Source organism: Lutibacter sp. (assembly GCF_033723435.1).
Lineage (GTDB): Bacteria > Bacteroidota > Bacteroidia > Flavobacteriales > Flavobacteriaceae > Lutibacter.
This window is the reverse complement of sequence record NZ_JAWVXC010000008.1, coordinates 1-22,668: the sequence shown is the minus strand read 5'-3', so window position 1 is coordinate 22,668 and position 22,668 is coordinate 1. Positions and strand designations below refer to the sequence as shown.

Sequence of the window (22,668 nt, the reverse complement as noted above, 5' to 3'; positions counted from 1 at the left end):
AATTTCAATAATTCAAATAAAGAAACATATATATTAATTTAAAATAAAACAAAATGGAAAATAATAATAATGATAAAAGCACTTGGGCAATAGGAGGTGGAGTACTTATAGGTATTGGAGCGGGTTTCTTCTTTTTACAAACTTCAGCTTTATTTTTTGTAGGTTCAATTATGCTAGGATTAGGAGTAGGACTAATGGTAACTTCTATATTGTCTTCAAGAAATAAATAGGTTTAATAATTTATAATAGTTAAATAATGAAAACAAATTATACAGAGGAACAAAAATATTTAAGAGCCAAAAAAAAGGTTAAATCTGTTAAAGGGTTTTACGTGCATTTAATGGTTTATTTATTGGTAAATCTATTTCTTATATTGTCAAACGCGTTATCTCATGGCGGATGGCAAGCTTTTTGGGAATGGCAATCGTATTATACAGCAATATTTTGGGGAATAGGTTTGGCTTTTCATGCATTTGGTGTTTTTGGAATAGATTTTCTTTTAGGGAAAGATTGGGAAAATAGAAAAATAAAAGAATTCATGGATAAAGATAAAACTGAATTTTGGGAATAGTAAATAATTTAAAAGACACTAAAATTAAAAACAGTAAAATACTAATTACATGAATGTAGTAATAATTGAAGATGAAAAACCTGCAGCGAGAAGGCTGAGCAGAATGTTAAATGATTTAGAAATAGAACCAATTGCAATGCTTCATTCTGTAGAAGAATCGGTAAACTGGTTTTATAATAATGAACATCCCGATCTACTTTTTTTAGACATTCAATTATCGGATGGACTATCGTTTGAAATTTTTGAGGAAATAGATGTTAAAAGTGCAATAATTTTTACCACAGCTTATGATGAATATGCGCTTAAAGCATTTAAATTAAATAGTGTAGATTATTTGTTAAAACCTATTGATAGTGATGAATTACAAACAGCAATAGAAAAATTTAAAGAAATACACACTACTAAAAAACTAAATACCATTACCAACCAACAATTAAAAGAAATTATTTTTCCAAATACCAACAAGTATAAAAAGCGTTTTACCGTAAAAATTGGGCAACATCTAAAATTAATTCCAACTACAAGTATTGAGTGTTTTTTTAGTGAAAATAAAGCAACATATTTTTGTACAAATGCCAATAGAAATTATATGATAGATGATACTTTAGAAGAATTAGAAACTAAACTTTCGCCCGAGTTGTTTTTTAGAGTTAGTCGAAAATATTTTGTAAATATTAATGCAATAAAAGATATTATTTCTTACACCAATAGCCGTTTAAAAATTACGCTTAATAATTACTGTGAATCCGAAATAATTGTTAGCCGAGAACGAGTTAAAGATTTTAAAAATTGGATAGGTTAATTTGCTTAAAAGCAAAATATGCTGAAATAAATTCAGCATAACGAAACAAAATAAGCTTCTAAAAACTTCAACAATCAAATTTTCAGTTAATTACCGTTGTTATTTTAAATACTTTTCACTAAATTTGCACTCCTTTTTACGAGAACGGATTTTAAAAGGATTTTAGTATAAAATAAAATAAACAATCTCTTAGTGTTGGTATCGTTTAAAAATCTGATTAACAATAAGATACAAAAAATAAAATTGACAATATGTCAAAATTACAAGAAAAAATAGAGCTTTACACTAGTGAAGCTGAAAAGTTAGGTTTAGGTTTAAATGCTGAATTATTAGCAGCTGTAACTAAAGGATTAGGACCTTCAATCTACAAAGAAGACGCTGAAAAGGTTTCAAGTTCTGATAAAAAAGAATTAGAAACTGTTAAGAAAAACTTTTTAATTAAAAAATTAGGTTTAGAAGACAGCGAAAAGTTAGATGAAGCTATTGAAGCTGCTATTGAAAAAATAGGAAAATCTAATCGTAACAAATACCGTGCTATTTTTTATACCATTTTAGTAGAAGAATTAGGTGCGCAATCTTTTTATGCAGAAGCACCTGCAGAAGAAGAAAAAGAGGTAAAAGAAGAAGTTAAAGAAGAAGTTGTTAAAAAAGAAAAAGCAACTAAAAAAGTTAAAAAAGAAGTGGTAGAAGAGGTTAAAGAAGAAGTAGTTGCTGAAACACCAAAAGTGGAAAAAGTAAATCCAGAAGAGTTTTTAGCAAATTTTGACTGGCATAAATACGAAGAAGGTATTGAAGCAGTGGATGAAGAAAACATAAAAGCTTTTGAAGCAGCATTAGAAGGTACTTTAGGATTAGTAAATGAACGTGAAGTAATTGAAGGAACTGTTGTTAGAAAAACAGATCGTGAAGCAATTATTGATATCAATTCAAAATCTGAAGGTGTAATTTCACTAAATGAATTCCGTTACAATCCAAATTTAGCAGTAGGTGATATTGTTGAAGTTTTAGTTGATAAAAGAGAAGATAGTACAGGTCAATTAGTATTGTCACATAAAAAAGCTCGTGTAATTAAAGCTTGGGATCGTATTAATAATGCACATGAAACAGGAGAAGTAGTTAATGGTTTTGTAAAATGTAGAACTCGTGGAGGTATGATTGTTGATGTTTTTGGAATTGAAGCATTCTTACCAGGTTCTCAAATTGATGTAAAACCAATTAGAGATTACGATCAATATGTTGAAAAAACTATGGAATTCAAAGTAGTAAAAGTTAACCACGAATTCAAAAACGTAGTAGTTTCTCATAAAGCACTTATTGAAGCTGATATTGAAATTCAAAAGAAAGAAATTATTGGTCGATTAGAAAAAGGTCAAGTTTTAGAAGGTGTAGTTAAAAACATTACTTCATACGGAGTATTTGTAGATTTAGGTGGTGTTGATGGATTAATTCATATTACTGATTTATCTTGGTCAAGAATTAATCACCCAAGTGAAGTTGTTGAATTAGATCAAACTTTAAATGTGGTAATCCTTGATTTTGATGATGAAAAAACAAGAATCCAATTAGGATTAAAACAATTAAATGCACATCCTTGGGAAGCTTTAGATGAAAACTTAAAAGTTGGAGATAAAGTAAAAGGTAAAGTTGTTGTTATTGCAGATTACGGTGCGTTTATTGAAGTAGCGCAAGGAGTTGAAGGTTTAATTCACGTTTCTGAAATGTCTTGGTCAACACATTTACGTTCAGCACAAGATTTTGTAAAAGTTGGAGACGAAGTGGAAGCTCAAATTTTAACTTTAGATAGAGAGGACCGTAAAATGTCATTAGGTATTAAACAATTATATCCAGATCCTTGGGCTAATATTGCTAAAAAATACCCAGTTGGTTCTACTCACGTAGGTACTGTTCGTAACTATACAAACTTTGGTGTTTTTGTAGAATTAGAAGAAGGAATTGACGGATTAGTTTATATTTCTGATTTATCTTGGACTAAAAAAATCAAACACCCATCAGATTTTGTTGCGGTAGGAGATAAGTTAGATGTTCAAGTATTAGAATTAGATGTGGAAGGACGTAAATTAAATTTAGGTCATAAACAAACTACAGAAAACCCTTGGGATGCTCACGAAGCTAAATTTACCATAAATTCAGTACACGAAGGAACAGTAAAAGAATCTAACGATAAAGGACTTTTAGTAACTTTAGAAGATGGTGTTGAAGCATTTGTTCCAAGTAGATTTACAACAAAAGAAGACGGAACTAAATTATCTAAAGGAGATGTAGATAAATTTAAAGTTATTGAATTTAATAAAGAATTTAGAAGAATTGTAGCTTCACATTCATCCATTTATAAAGCTCAAGAAGAGAAAAATATTAAAGCTGCTCAGAAAAAATCTGAAACTGCTGAAAAAACAACTCTTGGAGATTTAGGTGGAGATTTAGCTGCTCTTAAGAAAAAAATGGAAGGAAAATAAAATCCTTTAACATAATATATTTAAAAGCTGTATTTTTTAATACAGCTTTTTTCTTTTTTATAAGGAATAACAATACTTTTGTATAAAAAAATAATATGACTTTAATAAAATCAATCTCAGGAATACGAGGTACTATAGGGGGGAAAGTTGGCGAAAACTTAACACCATTAGATGCAGTAAAATTTGCTGCAGCTTATGGTATGTGGCTAAAAAATAACACCTCTAAAAAAGATGTTTCTGTTATTTTAGGTAGAGATGCAAGAATATCTGGCAAATTAGTGAGTGGTTTAGTAGGAAACACATTAATAAGTTTAGGAATAAAAGTAATAGATATAGGTTTGTCAACAACTCCAACTGTTGAAGTAGCAGTTCAGTTAGATGAAGCAGATGGTGGAATAATTATCACAGCAAGTCATAATCCAAAACAATGGAATGCTTTAAAGTTGTTAAATAATAAAGGTGAATTTTTAAATGCAGCTGCCGGGGAAGAAGTATTAAAAATTGCAGAAAACGAATCTTTTGAATTTGTAGAAGTAGATGATTTAGGCGTTTTTAGAAAAAAACAACATTATATAAACAGGCATATTTCCGAAGTTCTTAAATTAAATTTAGTAGATGTAGAAGCAATAAAAAGTGCTAAATTTAAAGTAGTAGTTGATGCAGTTAATTCTACAGGAGGAATTGCAATTCCTGCGTTATTAGAAAAATTAGGAGTAGAATGTGTAGAGTTATATTGTGAACCAAATGGAGAGTTTCCTCATAATCCAGAACCTTTAAAAGAACATTTAACAGATATTTCTGAGTTGGTAGTTAAAGAAAAGGCAGATTTAGGTATTGTGGTAGATCCTGATGTGGATAGATTGGCTTTAATTTGTGAAGACGGAACTATGTTTGGAGAAGAATATACCTTAGTTGCTTGTGCTGATTATGTGTTGGGAAAAACAAAAGGAAATACAGTTTCAAATTTGTCTTCTTCTAGAGCTTTAAAAGATGTTACAGAAAAACATGGAGGAAATTACATGGCAAGTGCTGTTGGAGAAGTTAATGTGGTAGAACAAATGAAAGCAACCAAAGCTGTAATAGGAGGAGAGGGTAATGGAGGAATAATTTATCCAGAATCCCACTATGGAAGAGATTCTTTAGTTGGAGTTGCTTTATTTTTATCGCATTTGGCACAATCTAAAATTTCTTGTAAAGCATTGCGAAACACGTATCCTGATTATTTTATGAGTAAAAATAAAATTCAGTTAACACCAGATGTAAATGTGGATGACGTTTTAGCAAAAATGACTTTAAAATATAAAAATGAAGACGTTATTACCATAGATGGAGTTAAAATTAATTTTGAAAAAGAATGGGTGCATTTACGTAAATCTAATACTGAGCCTATAATTAGAATTTACACCGAAAGCACTTCGCAAAATAACGCGGATGAATTAGCAGAACGATTTATAAAAGAAATAAAATCTATAATTATTAATTAAAATGAAAAATTTAATATTAACCGTACTTTTTTTAAGCACTACTATAGCTTTTTCACAAAAAGTAGTAAAATCTCAAGATCTAAATTATAACGATGCAGGACCAAATAAAGGAAAAATATTTGTGTACTGGGGGTGGAACAGAGACCATTATTCAACTTCAGATATTAGGTTTAAAGGATCTAATTATGATTTTACATTAAACAATGTTAAAGCAGATGATAAACCAAAACCATTTGGAATTTATTTTTTAAAGCTAGATGAGTTAACAATTCCACAAACTAATTTTAGAGTAGGTTATTTTTTCAAAGAAAATTATACCATTTCTTTAGGTCTTGATCATATGAAATATGTAATGCGTAATGATCAAACTGTAAAAATTAATGGAAATATAAATACTGGAGGAGCTTTTGATGGCGTTTATAATAATAATGATATTGTTTTAACTAGCGATTTCTTATTATTTGAACATACCGATGGTTTAAACTATGTAAATGTTGAGGTTAGTAGATTTGATAATTTAGATAATTGGTTGAAGTTTTCCGTAAAAAACATAGATATTAATTTAACAGAAGGAGTTGGAGTAGGCATGTTGTATCCAAGAACAAATACTACTTTATTAGGAAAAGAACGTTACGATGAATTTCACGTTTCAGGATATGGACTTTCTGCTCATGTGGGTTTAAACATTACTTTTTTCAAACACTTTTTTATCCAGTCTAATTTTAAAGCGGGTTACATAAATATGCAAAATATTAGAACTACAAAAGATAAAGCAGATTCCGCATCGCAACACTTTACGTTTATTGAAAATATGTATGTTTTTGGAGCTAGGTTTAGCTTAACTAAGTAACAATTTTTTATTTAGGAGCTTTGTCTTTATGTTTAAATCGCTTATGAGTCCAAAAGTAATAAGCAGGTTCTTCATAAATTTGGGCTTCTAATTGCCTTAAATACATGTCGGTTATTTCATAATCGGCATATTTTTTTGGTTCTGTGGTTATTAAATTAAATGTACTTTCATAATAGCCACGTTTTATTTTTTTTGTAGCAATGTAGGCTACATTTAAATCGTATTTTTTAGCCAACATTTCTGTTCCTGTATGAATAGGAACCTTTACTCCTAAAAAATTATTCCAATAATGCGTTTTCTGAACTTGTGGAGATTGGTCACTTAACAAACCATAAATGGATTGAATATTATTTTCATGATTGTTGTTAACTTCTAAAATTACTTTCCAAGTTTCTTTTAATTCCAATCCAAAACGAGCTCGCGTTTTTTTAATTTTATTATTAAAATAGGAATTGCTAATTTTTGTAAATGCTGCATAACTTTTATAATTTATTTTAGAACTTAAAGAAACCATCCATTCCCAATTTGCATAATGTGATGCAAGAAGAATTAAACTTTTTCCATCTTTATATAAATCGGATAGTAATTCTATATTAGTATAGGTATAGCGCTTATTAACTTCTTTTTCTGAAATAGTGAATGATTTTATCATTTCAATAAATATATCTACAAAATGATGGTAGAACTGCTTTCTAATCGCTAATAATTCTGCTTCCGATTTTTCAGGTAATGCTAGTTTAAGATTGTCATAAACCACTTTTTTTCTGTAACCAATAATATAGTAAAGTAAAAAGTAAACCCCATCGGATATTGTATATAAAATTCGAAAAGGTAATATCGATAAAAACCAAATAAATGGATATACTAAAATGTAGACTAATAAATTTATCATAGGATGCAAATATCGTATTTAATTTTTTTTAAAGCATCTTTTAAATTATGATTTTATTATGATCAATTTTTCATACTTTCGTTTTTGGTTTAAAAACACACGTTATGGATATGAATATTGTGCTAATAGTTATCATTTTAGCAAATGTAATAGCTTCAATTAAAGGATTTAGTGATCGTTCTTTTTTTGAAAAATATAAATTTCAAATTGGACCTATAAAACGTGGTGAAAAAATACGTATGTTTTCCTCCGCTTTTTTACATGTGGATTATATACATTTACTTTTAAATATGTATGTGTTATACATATTTGCACCAATGATATTAGGTACTTTAGGAGAGGTTAAATTTATAATTTTATACTTGGGAAGCTTATTTGCAGGGAGTATTTTATCAATGAGCTATCATAAAAATGAAGATTATTATAGTGCTGTTGGTGCTTCAGGAGCAGTTGCAGGGATTATTTATGCTGCAATATTATTAAGTCCCAATATGAGTTTATTTATGTTCCCATTACCAATTCCAATTCCCGGTTATATTTTTGGAATAGGTTATTTATTATATTCCATGTATGGGATGAAAAAACAATTGGGTAATGTTGGTCATGCAGCGCATTTAGGAGGCGCTATTGGCGGGTATGGATTAATGTTATTGGTGTATCCTCAAATATTTGAGCAAAGTAAAATAACGGTTATTTTGTTGGGAATTCCAATTGTGTTATTACTAATTTTTGGAAATAAATTAAAATAAAAAAAGCCAAACATTAGTTTGGCTTTTTTTTTGAGCGAGAGACCGGGCTCGAACCGGCGACAGTCAGCTTGGAAGGCTGAAGCTCTACCAACTGAGCTACTCTCGCAATTGGTTTGGCAAATATACAATCCTTTTATATTTTGGCAAGTATTTTTTTAAGAAAATTGATTTTTTTTTAAATAATAAAAGCCTAGAACTATAAGTTATTCTTTGATAGAAACTTAACCACAACATTATTTATTATTATTGTATTTTTAATATTTATTTTAATAATAATGTGAAGATTTCTTAGTGAAAAGTAGTTAAAATGTTATAGAAAATTACAATGAGTTTAAAAGGTAGATATTTAATTAAAATTTTGGTATTACTAATAATTTTAAATAATAACAGTATTAATGCGCAACAGCAATATTCTAAGGAAGCATTAACTGGTAAGGGAGGTTTAAAATTGGCTGGTTATGCTACTAAATTACAACCAGAAGTTTTTAAGCAGTTTAAAAAAATGCAAAAAGCTGCATTAAAAAGTGGTATTAAAATTCAAATAGTATCGGGTTACAGAAGTTACCAAAGGCAGTTGAAAATATGGAATAAAAAATATAAAAAATATATTTTAGAAGGTTTTTCTCCTAAAGAAGCTGTACATAAAATTATTGAATATTCTACAATTCCAGGAACATCTAGACATCATTGGGGAACGGAAATAGATGTGATTGATGCAAAAGTTAAAATGCCATCTAAATTATTGGTAGAAAAAAATTATTCTAGAAATGGAGTTTATTCTAAATTAAATAACTGGATGAAAAATAATGCCAAAAAATTTGGTTTCTACCTTGTTTATACTAATAGTAATAATAGAAAAGGTTTTAAATATGAACCTTGGCATTACAGTTATAAAAAGTTGTCAAAGCCCATGCTACATCAGTTTATGAAATTAAGTATATTACAAGCCGTTAGTAATAATAGTTTAAAAGGTAATGTTTTTTTAACCTCTGACTTTGTTAATAATTATGTTGATAAAAATGTAAATGGAATCAATTTTTTATTAAAATAATTTAGTAAAAAGTTTTTTATTAAATAAATAAATGGTAGTTTTGAAGTGATAAATGGTTTAAAACTAGCAATAAAATGATTATTTTGAATTAATCATTATTATTCCATAGAAAAAAAGACATGAAAAAAACAATATTTCTTATACTTTGTATAAGTTATTCCTTAGTAATCTTTTCCCAAAAAAAAGATGCTGTTACCACTTTAAAAAAAATATATGACTCTGAAATTTCAGATTCATCTAAATTTGTAATTACTACTAAAATTGCAAAGTTGTTTGAAAAAACAAATAAGGATTCTGCTAGGTTTTATTTCCAAAAAGCACTTAATTTTTCCATAGAAAAAAATAATAAAGATTTAGAATGTGATGCCTTAATTAATTTAGGTTTGTTTGAATTTCATTCTAGATTGTATGTTAATTCAATTACGCATTTTAAAGAATCTTTAAAGATTTGTGAAAAGCATATCAATAAAGATAATGAAGCAAGAATTTATTACTATTTGGGGTATTGTTATATGTATTTATATGATGAAAATAATTCATTTGAAAATTTTATTAAATCATTAAGTATATCAAAAGCCATTTCTAATAAAAGTAGAATTGCAGATAATTTTAGAGCTATTGGTACCTTATTTTATGATCAAGAAAATTATGAATTCGCCAGTAAGTATTTTAAAGATGCTTTAGCTATTAATTTGGAATTAAAAGATTCTTCCAAGATAGCTAACAATTATATTGATTTGGGCAATGCATTATCTGAAGCAGGTAATCTTAAAAAAGGATTAGAATATTATGAAAAGTCTATTGAAATATTAAAAAAATTAAATGATAATATTGGTTTAGGAATAAACTATAATAATATTTCCGATTCGTATAAAGAATTGAAAGATTATAAAAAAGCTAATTCATTTTTAAGCAAAGCCTTAACATTAGCTGAAAAAGAAAAGGATAAACGATTATTGTCTGTTGTATATTTAAACAAAGCAGCTATTGAAAATATTTTAAACCATAAAAAATTAGCTATAAAATACGCACTTATAAGTATTAAGTATGCTAATGAAATTAAAGCATTAAAATTTTTAGTTGAAGATTATAAAACATTATCCAAAGCATATAAAGCAATAGGAAACTTAAAAAAAGCTTTCTATTATAATGAAAAATATAGTAGCTTAAATGATAGTCTTGATAAATTTGATAGACACAAAACAGCGTTATTATTTAAATCTTTAAGTGAATTAGAAAAAACAAATTTAAAAGTTGACAAATTAGCGCTAGAAAATACTCGTGTAAAAGCCAAAAATAAAAATGAAAAGAAATTTATTTATGGTTTAATTATAGCAATGGCAGTTTTCGCATTTTTACTTATTTTAATAAATGGGCAGTATTCCAAAAAACAAGAAGCATATAATTTATTAGAATATCAAAATTTTAAAATAAATGAAATGCATGATGAAATTGAAAAACAAAAAAATTATTTAGAAAATCTAAATAATACTAAAGATAAATTTTTCTCTATTATTGCGCACGATTTAAAAAATCCATTTAATTCTATTAAAGGATTTACGGAATTATTACTCGAAAATGGCGATTCTTATACCGAAGAAAGAAAGAAAAAGTTTCTTAAAATTATTGCAAGTTCTACTACTAAGGCTTCAGAATTATTAAATAACTTATTAATTTGGGCTAATTCACAATCGGGTAAAATTCAGTTTAATCCAGAGAAATTAGATTTAAATAAACAAATAGTAAATGTATGCACCTTTTTAGGCGCACAAGCTTTAAGTAAAGAAGTAGAAATAAAAACAAACTTAGGATCAGATATTTTTGTTTTTGCGGATAAAAACATGATTAATACCGTATTAAGAAATTTAATTTCAAATGCAATTAAATTCACTAATAAAAATGGACTAATTGAAGTTACAAGTAAAGAAAATGAGCATGAAATATCTGTAGAAGTTAAAGATAATGGAGTAGGTATTTCAAAAGAAGAATTAGAAAATCTATTTAGTTTAGATTCTAAGCAAACCCATGTAGGAACTGCAAATGAGCAGGGCACAGGTTTAGGATTATTGTTATGTAATGAGTTTATTAAAAAGAATAAAGGAGAGTTAACAGTTACAAGCGAAATAAATAAAGGAAGTATTTTTAAATTTACGCTACCTAAATTGTAATACAGACTTGAAAAATAATTTATTTTTTAACCATTTTACTTGTAATATCTACCAAATAATCTAATTGTAATTCTTGTATTTCCAATAACCGTTTATTTTGATGTGCTATTAAATGATCTATTTTTTCATGAAGTAATTGAATTTCTAACTCCGATTTTAAATTAACTTTAAAATCGTGTTCTCCTCTAATTCTATCTTTTTGCTCTTGCCTGTTTTGACTCATCATAATAATAGGGGCTTGAATAGCAGCTAATGATGATAGAATTAGGTTTAATAAAATAAAAGGATAAGGGTCAAAAGGTTTGCTAGATAAAACCCAAATATTTATGCCCATCCATAACATTAAAAACAAAAAGAAAGAAATAATAAAAGCCCAGCTTCCGCCAAAAGCAGCAACTTTATCGGCAATTTTTTGCCCAATAGTTAGTGTATCCTCAATTTCAGGTTCAATATTTTCACTAAGAATTTTATTTCCATTGACCTTTTCAATTATTTCATTTTCTAAAACGCCTAAATCTTTAGATTCCTTTTTTATTAATTTTTTTAAATATTTTTTTCGGTAAACGTTCAAATTAGCTATAGAAATGTAACTATCTGTAGAAAATTCTGGATAATCTTTTTTAATAAGCTTTACTAATTGTGTCCTAATAAAACTCCCTTTTACAAGGTTTTCTAAAGGATAATCTTTTTTATCTATGTAGCATTTTTCTGTTTTTGCATTCATGTCTATATCATTTATTTTGATTAGCTAACGTTCGTTTTAATAAAGTAGTATAAATTGGCTGATTGCCAAGTAATGCTGTAAAAACCGATGCGGTAACTGTGGTAATAATTAAAGGTAAAATTAACTCAAAATTGGAAGTCATTTCAACAGCAAGCATTAAACCAGTAAGTGGAGCTCTAACTGTAGCAGCAAATATACCAGCCATTCCTGCAACTGCAAAAATACCTGGATGTAAAACTAGTGTTGGAAAATAATGTTGCATTGCGCTACCAAATAACATGCCTAAAATTATTCCTAAAACAAGCATTGGAGCAAAAATACCACCAGGACTTCCAGTGCCATAGCTAAAAGCAGATAATAGCATTCTAATAACAAATAAAATTATTAAAGCGTAAAAGGTAAAGGATTGATTAAGTACTTGAGTAAACGTATTGTAACCTCCACTTATCATATCTGGATAAAAAATTCCAATAAAAACTATAATTAACCCAATTGCACTTCCTAATATTATTATTGGGGTTTTAGATAGCTTTTTAAAAACATCTAAGGAAATAATTAATAGTTTGTTATATAAATAACCGATAAGGCTAAATAATAAGCCCAAAATAATAAACATCCATAAGCTAGATAATTTTGGACTTGGAAAAATAGTCATTTGTATTACAGGATTATCATTTACCAAGGCTTTAACTACAAAATCAGCCGTACCAGATGCAATTATAATTGCAGAAACAGAATAAAAATTAAATTTAAAATGCTCATGCATTTCTTCAATAACAAAAACAATTCCTGCAAATGGCGCATTAAAAGCACTTGCAAGACCTGCTGCTGCTCCAGATGAAATTAAAGAATTATTTTCATTGTCAGGCTCTTTAAAAACATCTTTTATCATTTTACCAATATTACCACCAAGTTGAATAGTAGGACCTTCACGACCTAATAATAACCCACTTCCTAGCGATAATAAGGAAGCCAAAAATTTTATGGGTAAAACACGTTTCCATCGTATTGGACGGATGCCATCTAAAGTTCCTTCAATTTCTTGAACCCCGCTTCCTGAAGCTTCAGGAGCATATTTTTTAACTAAATATAAGGAAACACTTATACCAATAACTGCAAATAAAATAGGCCAAACCCAGCTCATAATTCCTGAATTTCCAGCATTTGCGTATAAATTTGTTCTAAAAACTTCTATATAATTAAGTATTATTCTAAAAATAGAACTTACAATACCAACTACAAGTCCTACAATAACGGCTAAATATATTAGCTTAAAATTTTTAGTATCAAATTCAATTAATCTATTATTCAATTTGTATGATTTTTTGTAATTAAAAACAGTTCAATTACTGTAGCGTTTTTTTGAAACTGTTTTAAGGTTATAGATAAACAAAGCTTTTTTTTAGTAACTCAAAAGTACAATATTCTTTTTCAAATAGTTAATTAAAGCATTAATCTTAACTTAACTTTTAGAATTATTTTTTCCGTTAAAATTTGAAGGATATAAATCTATACCATTTTTTTCGGCAATTTTTAGTAAAAATGGAATAAGTATAGATGCACCAGGAATAATCATAAAAGGAACACCAACCCCAATAATTTTAAACATATCGGCCATTTTAGTTTTCAGCTGTATTTCTTCATGTTTAGTAATTTTTTGTTCTAATACAAATTTGTAAATAATTCGAGAAGTTTCTTTTGAATCGGTAGCTTCATTTTTTAAACCAATTAAAAATTCATTTAAAGCTTTACTTGCTTTGTTTCTGTTTTTTAATATTAATTGAGAAAATTCCTTTTTATTAGCATCTTCAAAAACCGAAGTATCAAATACAAACTTTCTTTTATTTTCTTCTTTTTGGTTCACGTATATTAAACTTTAATTTTAAGCTAAATTCGGAAATAATTTTGTAGATGACTAGTTTTAAATTTATATTTTTTAACAGCAATAGTATTTATAGCTAAATTAAAATAGGGTAGAAGTAATTTAACGTTCTATTTAATTTTAGATAAAAAAACGTATTTTTGTATTGCTATGAAAAAACTTCCTGAACAAATACCAACCATTACTTTAAAAAAAGTAATACATAGAAAGCAAGTTAGATTGTTATTAAAATTTAAGTTTAATCAAAATTTAATTTCTAAAATAAAAAAACTGAATACTTATAATTGGAGTAAAACCCTAAAAGCTTGGTATACCGATTTTAATACAAAAAACATTCAATTACTTAAAGAAACGTTTAAAAATGAAGTGGTTTTTAAGTTAGATGCTTCTATGTATAATAAAAACATAAAAGTTAAACTTAAGCGACCACCAAGAGTAATTTCCGAAGAAAATAAAGTAATTATTCGTTCTTATGTAAAATATTTAAAAGGAAAAAGATATAGCGAAAGTACTGTTAAAACGTATTTTACTTTTATAGCTGATTTTTTTGATTATATACAAAACACTCCACTTGAAGATATTAATAACCGAACCGTTGAACTGTTTATTGAAGATGTTTTTGTACCACGTAATTATAGCATTAGCACTCACCGGCAACTTATTAGTGCCATTAAACTATTTAAAGATTTTTATCCGGAATGTAAGATTGAAAATTTGCAATTAAAACGACCTGCAAAAAGCAAGTTATTACCAACGGTTTTGTCGAAAGAAGAAATAATTGATTTGTTGCGTTTTACTCGGAATTTAAAGCATCGTGCTATTTTGGCAATGATTTATTCAGCCGGATTACGTATTAGTGAATTGCTTCATTTGCAATTAAAACATATTGATATTGACCGCCGACAAATTATAGTAAAAAACAGCAAAGGACGCAAAGACCGTAATATTATTTTAGCCGAAAGTTTTATTCCGCTTATGCATAATTACCTAACCAGCTATCAGCCGCAAGTTTATTTTGTAGAAGGAAAACCTACGCAACCTTATAGTGCTGAAAGTATTCGTGCTTTTTTACATAAAGCTACCAAAAAAGCAAATATTAAAAAGCGGGTTACGCCGCATACGTTGCGCCACAGTTACGCCACGCATTTATTGGAAAATGGTATTGACCTGCGTTATATTCAGGAATTATTGGGTCATGCCAAACCCGAAACTACTATGATTTATACGCATGTAAGCAAAAAAGACTTATTAAAAATTGAGAGTCCGCTTGATTTGGCGTTAAAATCGCTTGTTGAATCTGATAAAAATCGGAATACATTGAGGCTTTCGGATAATTGATTTATGAAGAGGGAACAGAATACGTCATTACGAGGAGTAAAAGGACGAAGTAATCTTCAATTAAACATGAGATTGCCACGCTGTGCTCGCAATGACGGAAAGAATGAAAGGAACTGGATGGGTGAGATGCTGTAACGAGTTCAGCATGACGGAAACAGGATACGTCATTACGAGGAGTAAAATGACGAAGTAATCTTCAACTAAACATGAGATTGCCACGCTACGTTCGCAATGACGGAAAGGATGAAAGGAACTGGATGGGTGAGATGCTGAAACAAGTTCAGCATGACGAGAACGAGTTCAGGATGTAGGAAAATAATTATTTACTTCTACTGCCTTCTTTATACGTTTTTATTCCATTTTTTAACCAACGTTTTATGGTTACGTCGGGTTGAAAATTTAAATGGTATTTTTCAATATTTCTTTTAGGTGTTAATTGGGTTGGATCTGGATTTGCCTTGCATTTAAAACCTATTCTAAATTTCCCTATGTTTTCTAAATCTACAATTTTACCGTCTTCTAAATAAAATTTTAATTTTTGACCTAAAGCCTCGAGTACAAATTTAACATCTATTTCGCTTAAAGAACATTCATTACTAATTTGTTTACTTAGCTGTTTTACATTTACAACACCTGTATTAACGGCTTGCATAATGTATTGTGGTTTTTTGTTGTTGGCAATTGTATTGCTTCTTTTGGTAATTCTATAACGTATAGGCATAGTTTTCTATTTAAATAATTAAAGGTTGTTTTTTAATAAGTATCCTGCTTTTTTGCAATTTTTTTTGTATGTTTACACCATCTAAGCAGTGTTACTGTACTTACCTCAAACTTACAAATAATTGTAGTATTTTTCAAAAATTATTGTAGTATTTTTTTAAATATATACTAGTATTATTATATAATAAATACTAGTATTTTTACAAAAACTTTCCTTTTCTTTGACAAGATTTATACGGTTGTTTGATAAAATTTATACGGTTAGTTTACCAACATTTATAGTATAGTTTTAAAATTACTTTTACTATTTACCATTTTTAAAAGATTAAATACTATTTTAATTTTCTTTTTCAGTAAATTTTTTTTTAAATTTGAAAAAAGATTAAAAATTGCGAAATACACCGTACACCTATTTAGAAGAAATGATTGAGCAATTTATCCATTTGCTGTACTGTGATATTAATCATTTTGTTCCGATAAAAATAACAAAAACATACGTTTATCCGGAAACTGAAACTGATAAACAGTATGTTTTTAAATGATATAACAAGTTGTAATTAATGGAGAAATCTCTAAATTATTTTCTAAAACTATAAAATGAATTATCAAGAACAACTTCAAACTACAGAATGGAAAAATAAAAGACTAGAAATTCTAGAAAGAGATAACTTTTCTTGTACAAACTGTAAATGTAAAAGAAGTAAATTCTTAAGATTATCAAATAAATTTGGGATAAAAACTTATGAATATTTAAGTAAAAATAGTTGTGTTTCATTTGAAATAAATAATATCAAAAAGGAAGTAATATATTTTGACTGTGATTCAGGCTTTGTAAATTCCGCTAATTTTATTGGTGAAAATGAACTAATAATTTTAGAAAATTTAAAGTTCGCATTACAAAGAGAAGATAATTTCAATGAAAATAACAAATATCAATTAATCTGTTTTACAGAAAACATATCAGAAAAAGACAGATTTACAGATTTAAACATTCACCATAAATATTATATAATTGGGAAAAAAGCGTGGGAATATGATAATGACTCATTAATTACTTTATGTGAAAAATGTCACCAAAAAGAACATGAAGATAAAACTATTCCTGTTTATGACAGTTTAGGAGGATTTCTATACAATGCTAAAATTTGTGATAAATGTAATGGTTCTGGATTTTTACCAGAATTTCATTATTATGAAAATGGAATTTGTTTCAAATGTTATGGACATGGAGCAATTTTGGATAATTAAGAATAATAAGTAATTTCAAATCTAAAACCACTAATTACAACACCTCATAAAATTTATGCTTAAATTTGATTTAGTACTAAACGACAATAATTCTAACAAACCGATTTGCTACGTCCGAAAAATCTCCGATTTTCCAAACGCACAAATCTTATAAAAATCCGTTGGGTGCAATTTAAACAAAATCGATGAAAGGAAAGATTATTCAATTTATAAGAAGTAAAGACTTTAAATTCATAGAAGAAATAGGTCAAGGCGGAACTGGAAGAACCGTACTTCTAGAGGATGAAATAATTAATGAACGATTTGTTTGTAAAAAGTACTCACCATATTACGAAGAGCATAAAAAGATATTTTTCAACAACTTTAAAGATGAAATCAAATTACTACATCTTTTAAATCATAAAAATATTGTTAGAGTTTTCAATTACTATTTATATCCAGAAGAATATACAGGGTATATTTTAATGGAATTCATAAAAGGGAAGAACATAACTGACTTTTTAAAAGAAAATCCTGACAAACTAAATGACATTTTTAGACAAACAATAAATGGTTTTGTTCATTTAGAATACTCAAATATTCTGCACAGAGACATACGACCTGATAACATTTTGATTTCTAAAGATGGAATAGTTAAAATAATAGATTTTGGCTTTAGCAAAAAAATAGATTTTGAATCGGACTTTGACAAGAGTATATCCTTAAATTGGAGATACACACCACCAAATGACTTTGAAGAAAAAAAATATGACTTTAAAACGGAATTATATTTTATCGGAAAACTCTTCGAAGAAGTAATCATTGAAAATGATTTTCAAAACTTTAGATATAAAGACCTTTTGAAAAGTATGGTCGTAATGGATTATGACAATCGAATTTCATCATTTTTTGACCTAAACAGAAAAATGATTTCCGAATTGACAAGTGAAATCTCATTTTCAAAAGATGAGAAATCAACATACCAAAATTTCGCTGATGGTTTAGAAAGTATTTTTAGTAACATTGATATTGATGCTGAATACATTACAGATATTTCGAATATAATAAGAGAAATTGAAGAAGTTCATAGGAATTCAATTTTAGAAGACAACATTCAAAATCAAAACCGACTTGCAAGATGTTTTATCAAAGGAAATTTTCGGTATTGGAAAAATAGAGAAATAAAAGTTGATACGGTTTACGATTTTTCTAAATTCTTAAGTTCTTCATCAAAAGAAAGACAAAAAGTGATTTTAAATAATTTATGGCAAAGGCTTGACAAAATAGATAGATACGACCCAAGTGAAGAAGCTGATTTACCATTTTAAACAAAAACTGCACCCAACAATGTATAAAAATAATAGCCGAGTTTGTAGTGAAATCAAGGGTTGTAGCCCGCTTCAATTTTTATGTAACTTGACAGGAAAGTGCCACACAATCGGCTACTATTCTTATACTGAACGTTGGCGGTAATTTAACGAAACAAACAAATTTATACAATTATGAAATACTTATTTATTATTTTCAGTTTGTTTACATTAACTTTAAGTGCACAAAATGATTTACAATTTGACAAACGATTTGTTCAGTGTGAAGATAAATGGGTTGCATTTACACCAAATGAAGGCAACCAATACACATTTGGGTTTATCTATATTGATGAGCAAGCTGGACTAACCTTAAATTATGAAGGGACTTTTAAAATTTTAGCATCAGGAGAATTTATTCCTCAGAAATTAGATAGTACCAGTATGAAAGTTAGATTAGAACCTAATAATGTTTTAGTTGCTTTAATCCCTGAAAATAAATTTGAAGAACTTGATATTAAAGCCACACCTGAATGGCTAAAATACTATAAGACAGACATCAATTCCGTTGAAAGATTATATAAATGGGGTTATATGTATAATGGTTGGAATGAATGTGCAAAAGCACTCACTTATTTAGAAAAAGCAAAAACAATTGACCCTAATTATAAGGGATTAAGCGTTGAAATAGCGTATTCATATAATTGTTTACATCAATTTGAAAATGCGGGAAAAATTCTTGAAGAAGAGATTACAAAAAATCCGGCAGATGCTTATGTAAATAAAGAATATATTTACTCTTATTCAAAAACGGACAATATTGATAAAGCAATTACTCAATATAACAAATCCTTGAAAACAGTAAAAGATAAAACATACAATGCTGAAAATTGTTTTAATATTATGCAATACTATTATACAAAGAATGATAAAGACAATTTTGATATTTGGTTTAAAAAATTTGAAAAATATAAAGTAAATAATTCGGCAATGACTCAATATGCAAAACAAATGAAAACAGCATTAAACAAATAAAAACTACCGCCAACATTTTGTATAAGTAATGGCAGGCAAAGTGCTAAATATTAAGGTTTGTAGCCCGCTTAAACAGCGTAGTGGTATGACAGGAAAGAAGCCCGCAATCTGCCACTACTCATACAATTTACCGTTGTACATAATGCTGAAAAACGCCATTTTCATATCGATATTTCTAACTTCAATTTTGAGTTATTCTCAAAACATTAAGTCTATAACCGAATTTAGAAGAGTTGGAGATAGCTTGACCAAAAACAGACTGACTGAATTTGACAAATCTGGAAACTTAATCAGAGAAGTGAATTATGGCAGATATGATTCGAGATTAAAAACGTTTAGAAACAAAATACGAACTTTTGAATATAAAAATGGACAAAGGTTTTCCGAATACTTTTGTGAAGATTTTGTTGCCAAAGATACTTGTGTGCTTCGTTCGTTCTCGACATTTGAATTTGACCAAAACAGCGGAATTGAAAAGCAGACAAAATATGAGTCTGACTCATTAATTCGTTTTATAAAACAAACGAAAAAGCAAAAACGAGTAAAAACATCGAAAACCCACTCTTGGGAATTTATGCCAGTTGAAAAACCGAATTATGAAAAGGCTTTGGTTTTAACAGACACAATTTTCTATGACAAAAAGAATCGTAAAATAAAGCGTGTGAGTTACAACAGTCGTGAGAAAAAACCAGTAATTGAACTTTATGATTACTCGAAAAAAACATATACATATCAAACGAAAGGAACTTATCGCGATACAATACTAACTTTTGATTACAGTAAATTACAAAAGTTAGCGGACAAAAAATCATTGGATTATATATTCCAAAATCAAGAACAGTTTGAATACAAAATTGAATACTATTAAAAAAGCACTATGTACAACAATGTATAACCGCAATTACGGCGGATTCGACTTCGTCCGAATCCACTCGGAATTGCTAAAGTCAGTGCTAAACCGAAAATTAACGCATATTAACCCGTAACTGACGGTTATACGAGACCGTTGTACACTATTTAAGATGAAAATTGCTAGAATAATAATTATAATATCAATTTTACTGATTTCTTGTAATAAACAGAAGAAATTTATTAAGATTATTAATAATCCATATATAGAATATTCAAAAGAAGGATATAATATTTCAATTTACATTTCCGATTTCAGCATTGGAAAAGGAAATGAACTTAATAATCAAGGAATAGATTTTGCTCGTAAAAAAAAGTTTGATAAAGCCCGAGAAAAATTTATTCAATCTTTATCGCTTGAACCTAATGACCCAGTTATCTTGAATAATCTAGGAAATATTGAATACCAAGAGAAAAAATTTGAAAAAGCAATTGAATATTTTGAAAAATCCTTGATTTCATCTGATTCTTTATACATTTCTGCTGGAATTAATTTAGGAAAAACTTATTCTTTAATTGGAGAAAAGGAAAAAAGCGAGTTACTTTTTAAAGCTATAATTGCAAAGACAAATATTGATTTCTTAAAAGGAATTTGTTATTTCGAATTAACTAGAAAACATTTAGACTATGGAGAAGTTAAAAAAGCTAAATTGAGTTTTTCGAATGCAAAGTCTATTTTAAAGAACTATCAAGATTTTGAAATTGAGTTAAATGATTTAGAAACAAGAATTAATCATTATTACGATTAAAAAAACAGTGTACAACAACTCATAAAATTTATGCTTACATTTAAACAAAATAACGAACCGACAAACATTCAACTAACGATTTGCTACGTCCGAAAAATCTCCGATTTTCCAAACGCATAATCTTATAAAAAACCGTTGCAAAACATATTAGGCGGAGCCTTTTGTCGTAACGATAATATGTAATGTTCCTTTTTATTTTTTTTCTTAGCAATCTACACGTATTAAAAAACGTAATTAAAATTAACATTATGATTACAGAACGTAAAAACAAAATATTAAAAATACTAAAAGAATACGCTGAATTGCTAAACTCTAAACTAGATAAAGAAATAAATTGGTTTAGAAACATTTTAACTATTGCTGTTGGTTTGTTTGGTATTCTAGTATCTTTAAAAAGTAATTTAAACGATACTGAATATCAGAAAATACTTTTTATAATTACAATATGTACTCTCGCACTCGGAATCCTTTTTGGCGTAATTTATCTATATAGCGAAATTGTGATTTTAAAAATTCATCTGAAGAGTAAGAAGGAATACATACACAAATTAATGGACGAGGTAGAAAAGGACGTAATAAAAGTTTTAGACGCTCCAAAATATTATTATTATTTAAGAAATTTATCTTTACTAATGTTTTTTGTTTCTTTAATAAGTGTTTCTGCTTATTCTTTGATTCAAAATATTTAATTGTTTTATTATTTTCCATCGTTTCTAATTCTTTTGTGAGAGAACGACGCTACTATTTTTTAAACGCCAACTTTATAGGCTTTCTTTTGCTTTCGCAATTTGCCAACGCTCAAAAAAAATAAAAATGTAGTCGCTTATTTTATTAACTATAAATTATTCCTCCTAAAACGTTAGGCAACTATTAGCATATAAAAAATGCTTTCTCTCTTGTTAATATTTAATTTATTATTCCTATTTTTACTTAAAATTGATATGAAAATTACTTCTATAAAGTTGCACTTTTCATATACATTCCGTTGTGCGTAATATGAAAAAAATCCTGATTCCCATATTAATTCTACTAATCAGTTGTTCGGACAAAAAATCTGAACCGAAAAAAACTGCGACTGAATTAGATAAAAATTGGACTGATTTCAGCACTAAAGACTCAATTCCTGAATTACTCACTCTGACTTTAAAAAAAGTTCTGAATGATGACTTTAAAATAGCAAATCCAAATGAGGAATTTAATCGAACCGACGTTATAATTAACGATTCAGCTCCTAGGAGACAACTTCGATTATTATCAAGAAAAAACAGTCTTTGGAGAATTACATATGTTCAAGGCGGAATTGGAGAACATTATGTTTATGCAGAATGTAAAATAACAAACGATTCAATTTCTGACTTTAAAATATCTCAATCACTTTTAAGATTAGAAAATAATGATAGTATTGACAAATATTTAGCGGATAAAAAACTTGAACCGAAAAAAGTGAAAATAATAATGAAATAAATACTACGCACAACACAGTATATAAAAAATTGCTAGTTTTAGCTAAACCAATGTCAGTTGCCCGTTTGCTAGCTTCTGATTTTCCTTCGGAAAATCCTCGCACACAAACACGCAACTTTCCATATACCAACCGTTGGCAACAAGCAGAAAAAAACAACTATGAAAGATTTTGATAAAAAGATTAAATCAAAAAAAAATATATTAAAAGCAGTTGGGATTCTTGAAATTATTGGAGGAGTTACAGGTATTAAACTTATGATTTCAATAATAAT

21 protein-coding genes, 1 tRNA gene and 2 pseudogenes are annotated in these 22,668 nt (G+C 28.0%); 18 read left to right on the top strand and 6 right to left on the bottom strand.

From position 1 onward, the window contains the following. Positions 1 to 53 precede the first annotated feature (53 nt). The 7 genes and pseudogenes from R3342_RS11485 to R3342_RS11455 all read left to right on the top strand — a co-directional run bounded on the left by R3342_RS11485 (position 54) and on the right by R3342_RS11455 (position 6,181). Positions 54 to 230 (top strand): hypothetical protein, encoded by a 177-nt coding sequence (locus tag R3342_RS11485; protein ID WP_318940347.1) that lies wholly within the window; start codon positions 54 to 56, stop codon positions 228 to 230. Between the two features lie 26 nt (positions 231 to 256). Then, positions 257 to 571 carry a 2TM domain-containing protein gene (locus tag R3342_RS11480; RefSeq protein ID WP_318940345.1) on the top strand — a complete coding sequence of 105 codons (315 nt, stop codon included), beginning with the start codon at positions 257 to 259 and terminating at the stop codon, positions 569 to 571. A gap of 49 nt (positions 572 to 620) precedes the next feature. Further along, positions 621 to 1,373 (top strand): LytTR family DNA-binding domain-containing protein, encoded by a 753-nt coding sequence (locus tag R3342_RS11475; RefSeq protein WP_318940344.1) that lies wholly within the window; start codon positions 621 to 623, stop codon positions 1,371 to 1,373. Between the two features lie 251 nt (positions 1,374 to 1,624). Beyond that, positions 1,625 to 1,936, top strand: a pseudogene (locus R3342_RS11470) (DUF2853 family protein); the annotation flags it as partial. Positions 1,937 to 2,098: 162 nt separating this feature from the next. After that, a complete protein-coding gene (rpsA, locus tag R3342_RS11465; RefSeq protein WP_318940536.1) occupies positions 2,099 to 3,847 on the top strand; it encodes a 30S ribosomal protein S1 in 1,749 nt (582 codons plus the stop codon). A gap of 95 nt (positions 3,848 to 3,942) precedes the next feature. Next, positions 3,943 to 5,331: a phosphoglucosamine mutase gene (gene glmM / locus R3342_RS11460; RefSeq protein ID WP_318940342.1), complete on the top strand. Its 1,389-nt coding sequence runs from the start codon at positions 3,943 to 3,945 to the stop codon at positions 5,329 to 5,331. Between the two features lies 1 nt (position 5,332). Further along, entirely contained in the window at positions 5,333 to 6,181 is an 849-nt protein-coding gene (locus tag R3342_RS11455; protein ID WP_318940340.1) for a hypothetical protein, read from the top strand. A 7-nt stretch (positions 6,182 to 6,188) separates the two neighbouring features. On the opposite strand, the gene R3342_RS11450 is transcribed toward R3342_RS11455, so the two are convergent. After that, entirely contained in the window at positions 6,189 to 7,073 is an 885-nt protein-coding gene (locus tag R3342_RS11450; RefSeq protein ID WP_318940339.1) for a lysophospholipid acyltransferase family protein, read from the bottom strand. A gap of 104 nt (positions 7,074 to 7,177) precedes the next feature. Here R3342_RS11450 and R3342_RS11445 point away from each other — a divergent pair, with 104 nt between their 5' ends. Further along, on the top strand, positions 7,178 to 7,822 hold the full coding sequence (locus R3342_RS11445; protein ID WP_318940337.1) for a rhomboid family intramembrane serine protease: 645 nt from the start codon (positions 7,178 to 7,180) through the stop codon (positions 7,820 to 7,822). A gap of 33 nt (positions 7,823 to 7,855) precedes the next feature. Here the strand turns inward: R3342_RS11445 and R3342_RS11440 are convergent. Then, positions 7,856 to 7,928 (bottom strand) — tRNA-Gly (locus R3342_RS11440). A gap of 219 nt (positions 7,929 to 8,147) precedes the next feature. Here R3342_RS11440 and R3342_RS11435 point away from each other — a divergent pair. Together R3342_RS11435 and R3342_RS11430 are read left to right on the top strand one after the other, a co-directional pair. Beyond that, positions 8,148 to 8,873 carry a M15 family metallopeptidase gene (locus tag R3342_RS11435; RefSeq protein WP_318940335.1) on the top strand — a complete coding sequence of 242 codons (726 nt, stop codon included), beginning with the start codon at positions 8,148 to 8,150 and terminating at the stop codon, positions 8,871 to 8,873. Between the two features lie 119 nt (positions 8,874 to 8,992). Then, positions 8,993 to 11,041 carry a tetratricopeptide repeat-containing sensor histidine kinase gene (locus tag R3342_RS11430; protein WP_318940333.1) on the top strand — a complete coding sequence of 683 codons (2,049 nt, stop codon included), beginning with the start codon at positions 8,993 to 8,995 and terminating at the stop codon, positions 11,039 to 11,041. 19 nt (positions 11,042 to 11,060) lie between these two features. On the opposite strand, the gene R3342_RS11425 is transcribed toward R3342_RS11430, so the two are convergent. The 3 genes and pseudogenes from R3342_RS11425 to R3342_RS11415 form a co-directional block, all read right to left on the bottom strand. After that, positions 11,061 to 11,765 (bottom strand): DUF1003 domain-containing protein, encoded by a 705-nt coding sequence (locus tag R3342_RS11425; protein WP_318940332.1) that lies wholly within the window; start codon positions 11,763 to 11,765, stop codon positions 11,061 to 11,063. 7 nt (positions 11,766 to 11,772) lie between these two features. Continuing rightward, positions 11,773 to 13,080: pseudogene (gene clcA / locus R3342_RS11420) on the bottom strand (H(+)/Cl(-) exchange transporter ClcA); the annotation flags it as partial. 147 nt (positions 13,081 to 13,227) lie between these two features. After that, positions 13,228 to 13,629, bottom strand: coding sequence for a hypothetical protein (locus R3342_RS11415; RefSeq protein WP_318940331.1), 402 nt, complete (start codon positions 13,627 to 13,629; stop codon positions 13,228 to 13,230). A 168-nt stretch (positions 13,630 to 13,797) separates the two neighbouring features. Here R3342_RS11415 and R3342_RS11410 point away from each other — a divergent pair, with 168 nt between their 5' ends. Further along, the gene (locus R3342_RS11410; protein WP_318940329.1) at positions 13,798 to 14,985 is read left to right on the top strand and encodes a tyrosine-type recombinase/integrase; all 1,188 of its coding nucleotides are present in this window, start codon (positions 13,798 to 13,800) and stop codon (positions 14,983 to 14,985) included. Positions 14,986 to 15,304: 319 nt separating this feature from the next. On the opposite strand, the gene R3342_RS11405 is transcribed toward R3342_RS11410, so the two are convergent. Beyond that, the gene (locus tag R3342_RS11405; protein ID WP_318940327.1) at positions 15,305 to 15,706 is read right to left on the bottom strand and encodes an HU family DNA-binding protein; all 402 of its coding nucleotides are present in this window, start codon (positions 15,704 to 15,706) and stop codon (positions 15,305 to 15,307) included. A 596-nt stretch (positions 15,707 to 16,302) separates the two neighbouring features. Here R3342_RS11405 and R3342_RS11400 point away from each other — a divergent pair. The 7 genes from R3342_RS11400 (at position 16,303) to R3342_RS11370 (ending at position 22,396) form a co-directional block, all read left to right on the top strand. Further along, positions 16,303 to 16,953 (top strand): hypothetical protein, encoded by a 651-nt coding sequence (locus R3342_RS11400; protein ID WP_318940325.1) that lies wholly within the window; start codon positions 16,303 to 16,305, stop codon positions 16,951 to 16,953. 185 nt (positions 16,954 to 17,138) lie between these two features. Further along, on the top strand, positions 17,139 to 18,260 hold the full coding sequence (locus R3342_RS11395) for a protein kinase family protein (RefSeq protein ID WP_318940323.1): 1,122 nt from the start codon (positions 17,139 to 17,141) through the stop codon (positions 18,258 to 18,260). A 174-nt stretch (positions 18,261 to 18,434) separates the two neighbouring features. Further along, positions 18,435 to 19,274 (top strand): hypothetical protein, encoded by an 840-nt coding sequence (locus tag R3342_RS11390; protein WP_318940322.1) that lies wholly within the window; start codon positions 18,435 to 18,437, stop codon positions 19,272 to 19,274. A gap of 142 nt (positions 19,275 to 19,416) precedes the next feature. After that, positions 19,417 to 20,142 (top strand): hypothetical protein, encoded by a 726-nt coding sequence (locus tag R3342_RS11385; RefSeq protein ID WP_318940321.1) that lies wholly within the window; start codon positions 19,417 to 19,419, stop codon positions 20,140 to 20,142. A 154-nt stretch (positions 20,143 to 20,296) separates the two neighbouring features. Further along, positions 20,297 to 20,932, top strand: coding sequence for a tetratricopeptide repeat protein (locus R3342_RS11380; protein ID WP_318940319.1), 636 nt, complete (start codon positions 20,297 to 20,299; stop codon positions 20,930 to 20,932). A gap of 248 nt (positions 20,933 to 21,180) precedes the next feature. Next, positions 21,181 to 21,621, top strand: coding sequence for a hypothetical protein (locus R3342_RS11375; protein WP_318940318.1), 441 nt, complete (start codon positions 21,181 to 21,183; stop codon positions 21,619 to 21,621). 307 nt (positions 21,622 to 21,928) lie between these two features. Beyond that, positions 21,929 to 22,396 (top strand): hypothetical protein, encoded by a 468-nt coding sequence (locus R3342_RS11370; RefSeq protein WP_318940316.1) that lies wholly within the window; start codon positions 21,929 to 21,931, stop codon positions 22,394 to 22,396. Positions 22,397 to 22,668 lie beyond the last annotated feature (272 nt).

Bases quoted from the DNA above. Each gene is read 5' to 3' on its own strand.
- R3342_RS11485 (WP_318940347.1), top strand. From the start codon at position 54: ATGGAAAATAATAATAATGATAAAAGCACTTGGGCAATAGGAGGTGGA.
- R3342_RS11480 (WP_318940345.1), top strand. From the start codon at position 257: ATGAAAACAAATTATACAGAGGAACAAAAATATTTAAGAGCCAAAAAA.
- R3342_RS11475 (WP_318940344.1), top strand. From the start codon at position 621: ATGAATGTAGTAATAATTGAAGATGAAAAACCTGCAGCGAGAAGGCTG.
- glmM (WP_318940342.1), top strand. From the start codon at position 3,943: ATGACTTTAATAAAATCAATCTCAGGAATACGAGGTACTATAGGGGGG.
- R3342_RS11455 (WP_318940340.1), top strand. From the start codon at position 5,333: ATGAAAAATTTAATATTAACCGTACTTTTTTTAAGCACTACTATAGCT.
- R3342_RS11450 (WP_318940339.1), bottom strand. From the start codon at position 7,073: ATGATAAATTTATTAGTCTACATTTTAGTATATCCATTTATTTGGTTT.
- R3342_RS11445 (WP_318940337.1), top strand. From the start codon at position 7,178: ATGGATATGAATATTGTGCTAATAGTTATCATTTTAGCAAATGTAATA.
- R3342_RS11435 (WP_318940335.1), top strand. From the start codon at position 8,148: ATGAGTTTAAAAGGTAGATATTTAATTAAAATTTTGGTATTACTAATA.
- R3342_RS11430 (WP_318940333.1), top strand. From the start codon at position 8,993: ATGAAAAAAACAATATTTCTTATACTTTGTATAAGTTATTCCTTAGTA.
- R3342_RS11425 (WP_318940332.1), bottom strand. From the start codon at position 11,765: ATGAATGCAAAAACAGAAAAATGCTACATAGATAAAAAAGATTATCCT.
- R3342_RS11410 (WP_318940329.1), top strand. From the start codon at position 13,798: ATGAAAAAACTTCCTGAACAAATACCAACCATTACTTTAAAAAAAGTA.
- R3342_RS11405 (WP_318940327.1), bottom strand. From the start codon at position 15,706: ATGCCTATACGTTATAGAATTACCAAAAGAAGCAATACAATTGCCAAC.
- R3342_RS11400 (WP_318940325.1), top strand. From the start codon at position 16,303: ATGAATTATCAAGAACAACTTCAAACTACAGAATGGAAAAATAAAAGA.
- R3342_RS11395 (WP_318940323.1), top strand. From the start codon at position 17,139: ATGAAAGGAAAGATTATTCAATTTATAAGAAGTAAAGACTTTAAATTC.
- R3342_RS11390 (WP_318940322.1), top strand. From the start codon at position 18,435: ATGAAATACTTATTTATTATTTTCAGTTTGTTTACATTAACTTTAAGT.
- R3342_RS11385 (WP_318940321.1), top strand. From the start codon at position 19,417: ATGCTGAAAAACGCCATTTTCATATCGATATTTCTAACTTCAATTTTG.
- R3342_RS11380 (WP_318940319.1), top strand. From the start codon at position 20,297: ATGAAAATTGCTAGAATAATAATTATAATATCAATTTTACTGATTTCT.
- R3342_RS11375 (WP_318940318.1), top strand. From the start codon at position 21,181: ATGATTACAGAACGTAAAAACAAAATATTAAAAATACTAAAAGAATAC.
- R3342_RS11370 (WP_318940316.1), top strand. From the start codon at position 21,929: ATGAAAAAAATCCTGATTCCCATATTAATTCTACTAATCAGTTGTTCG.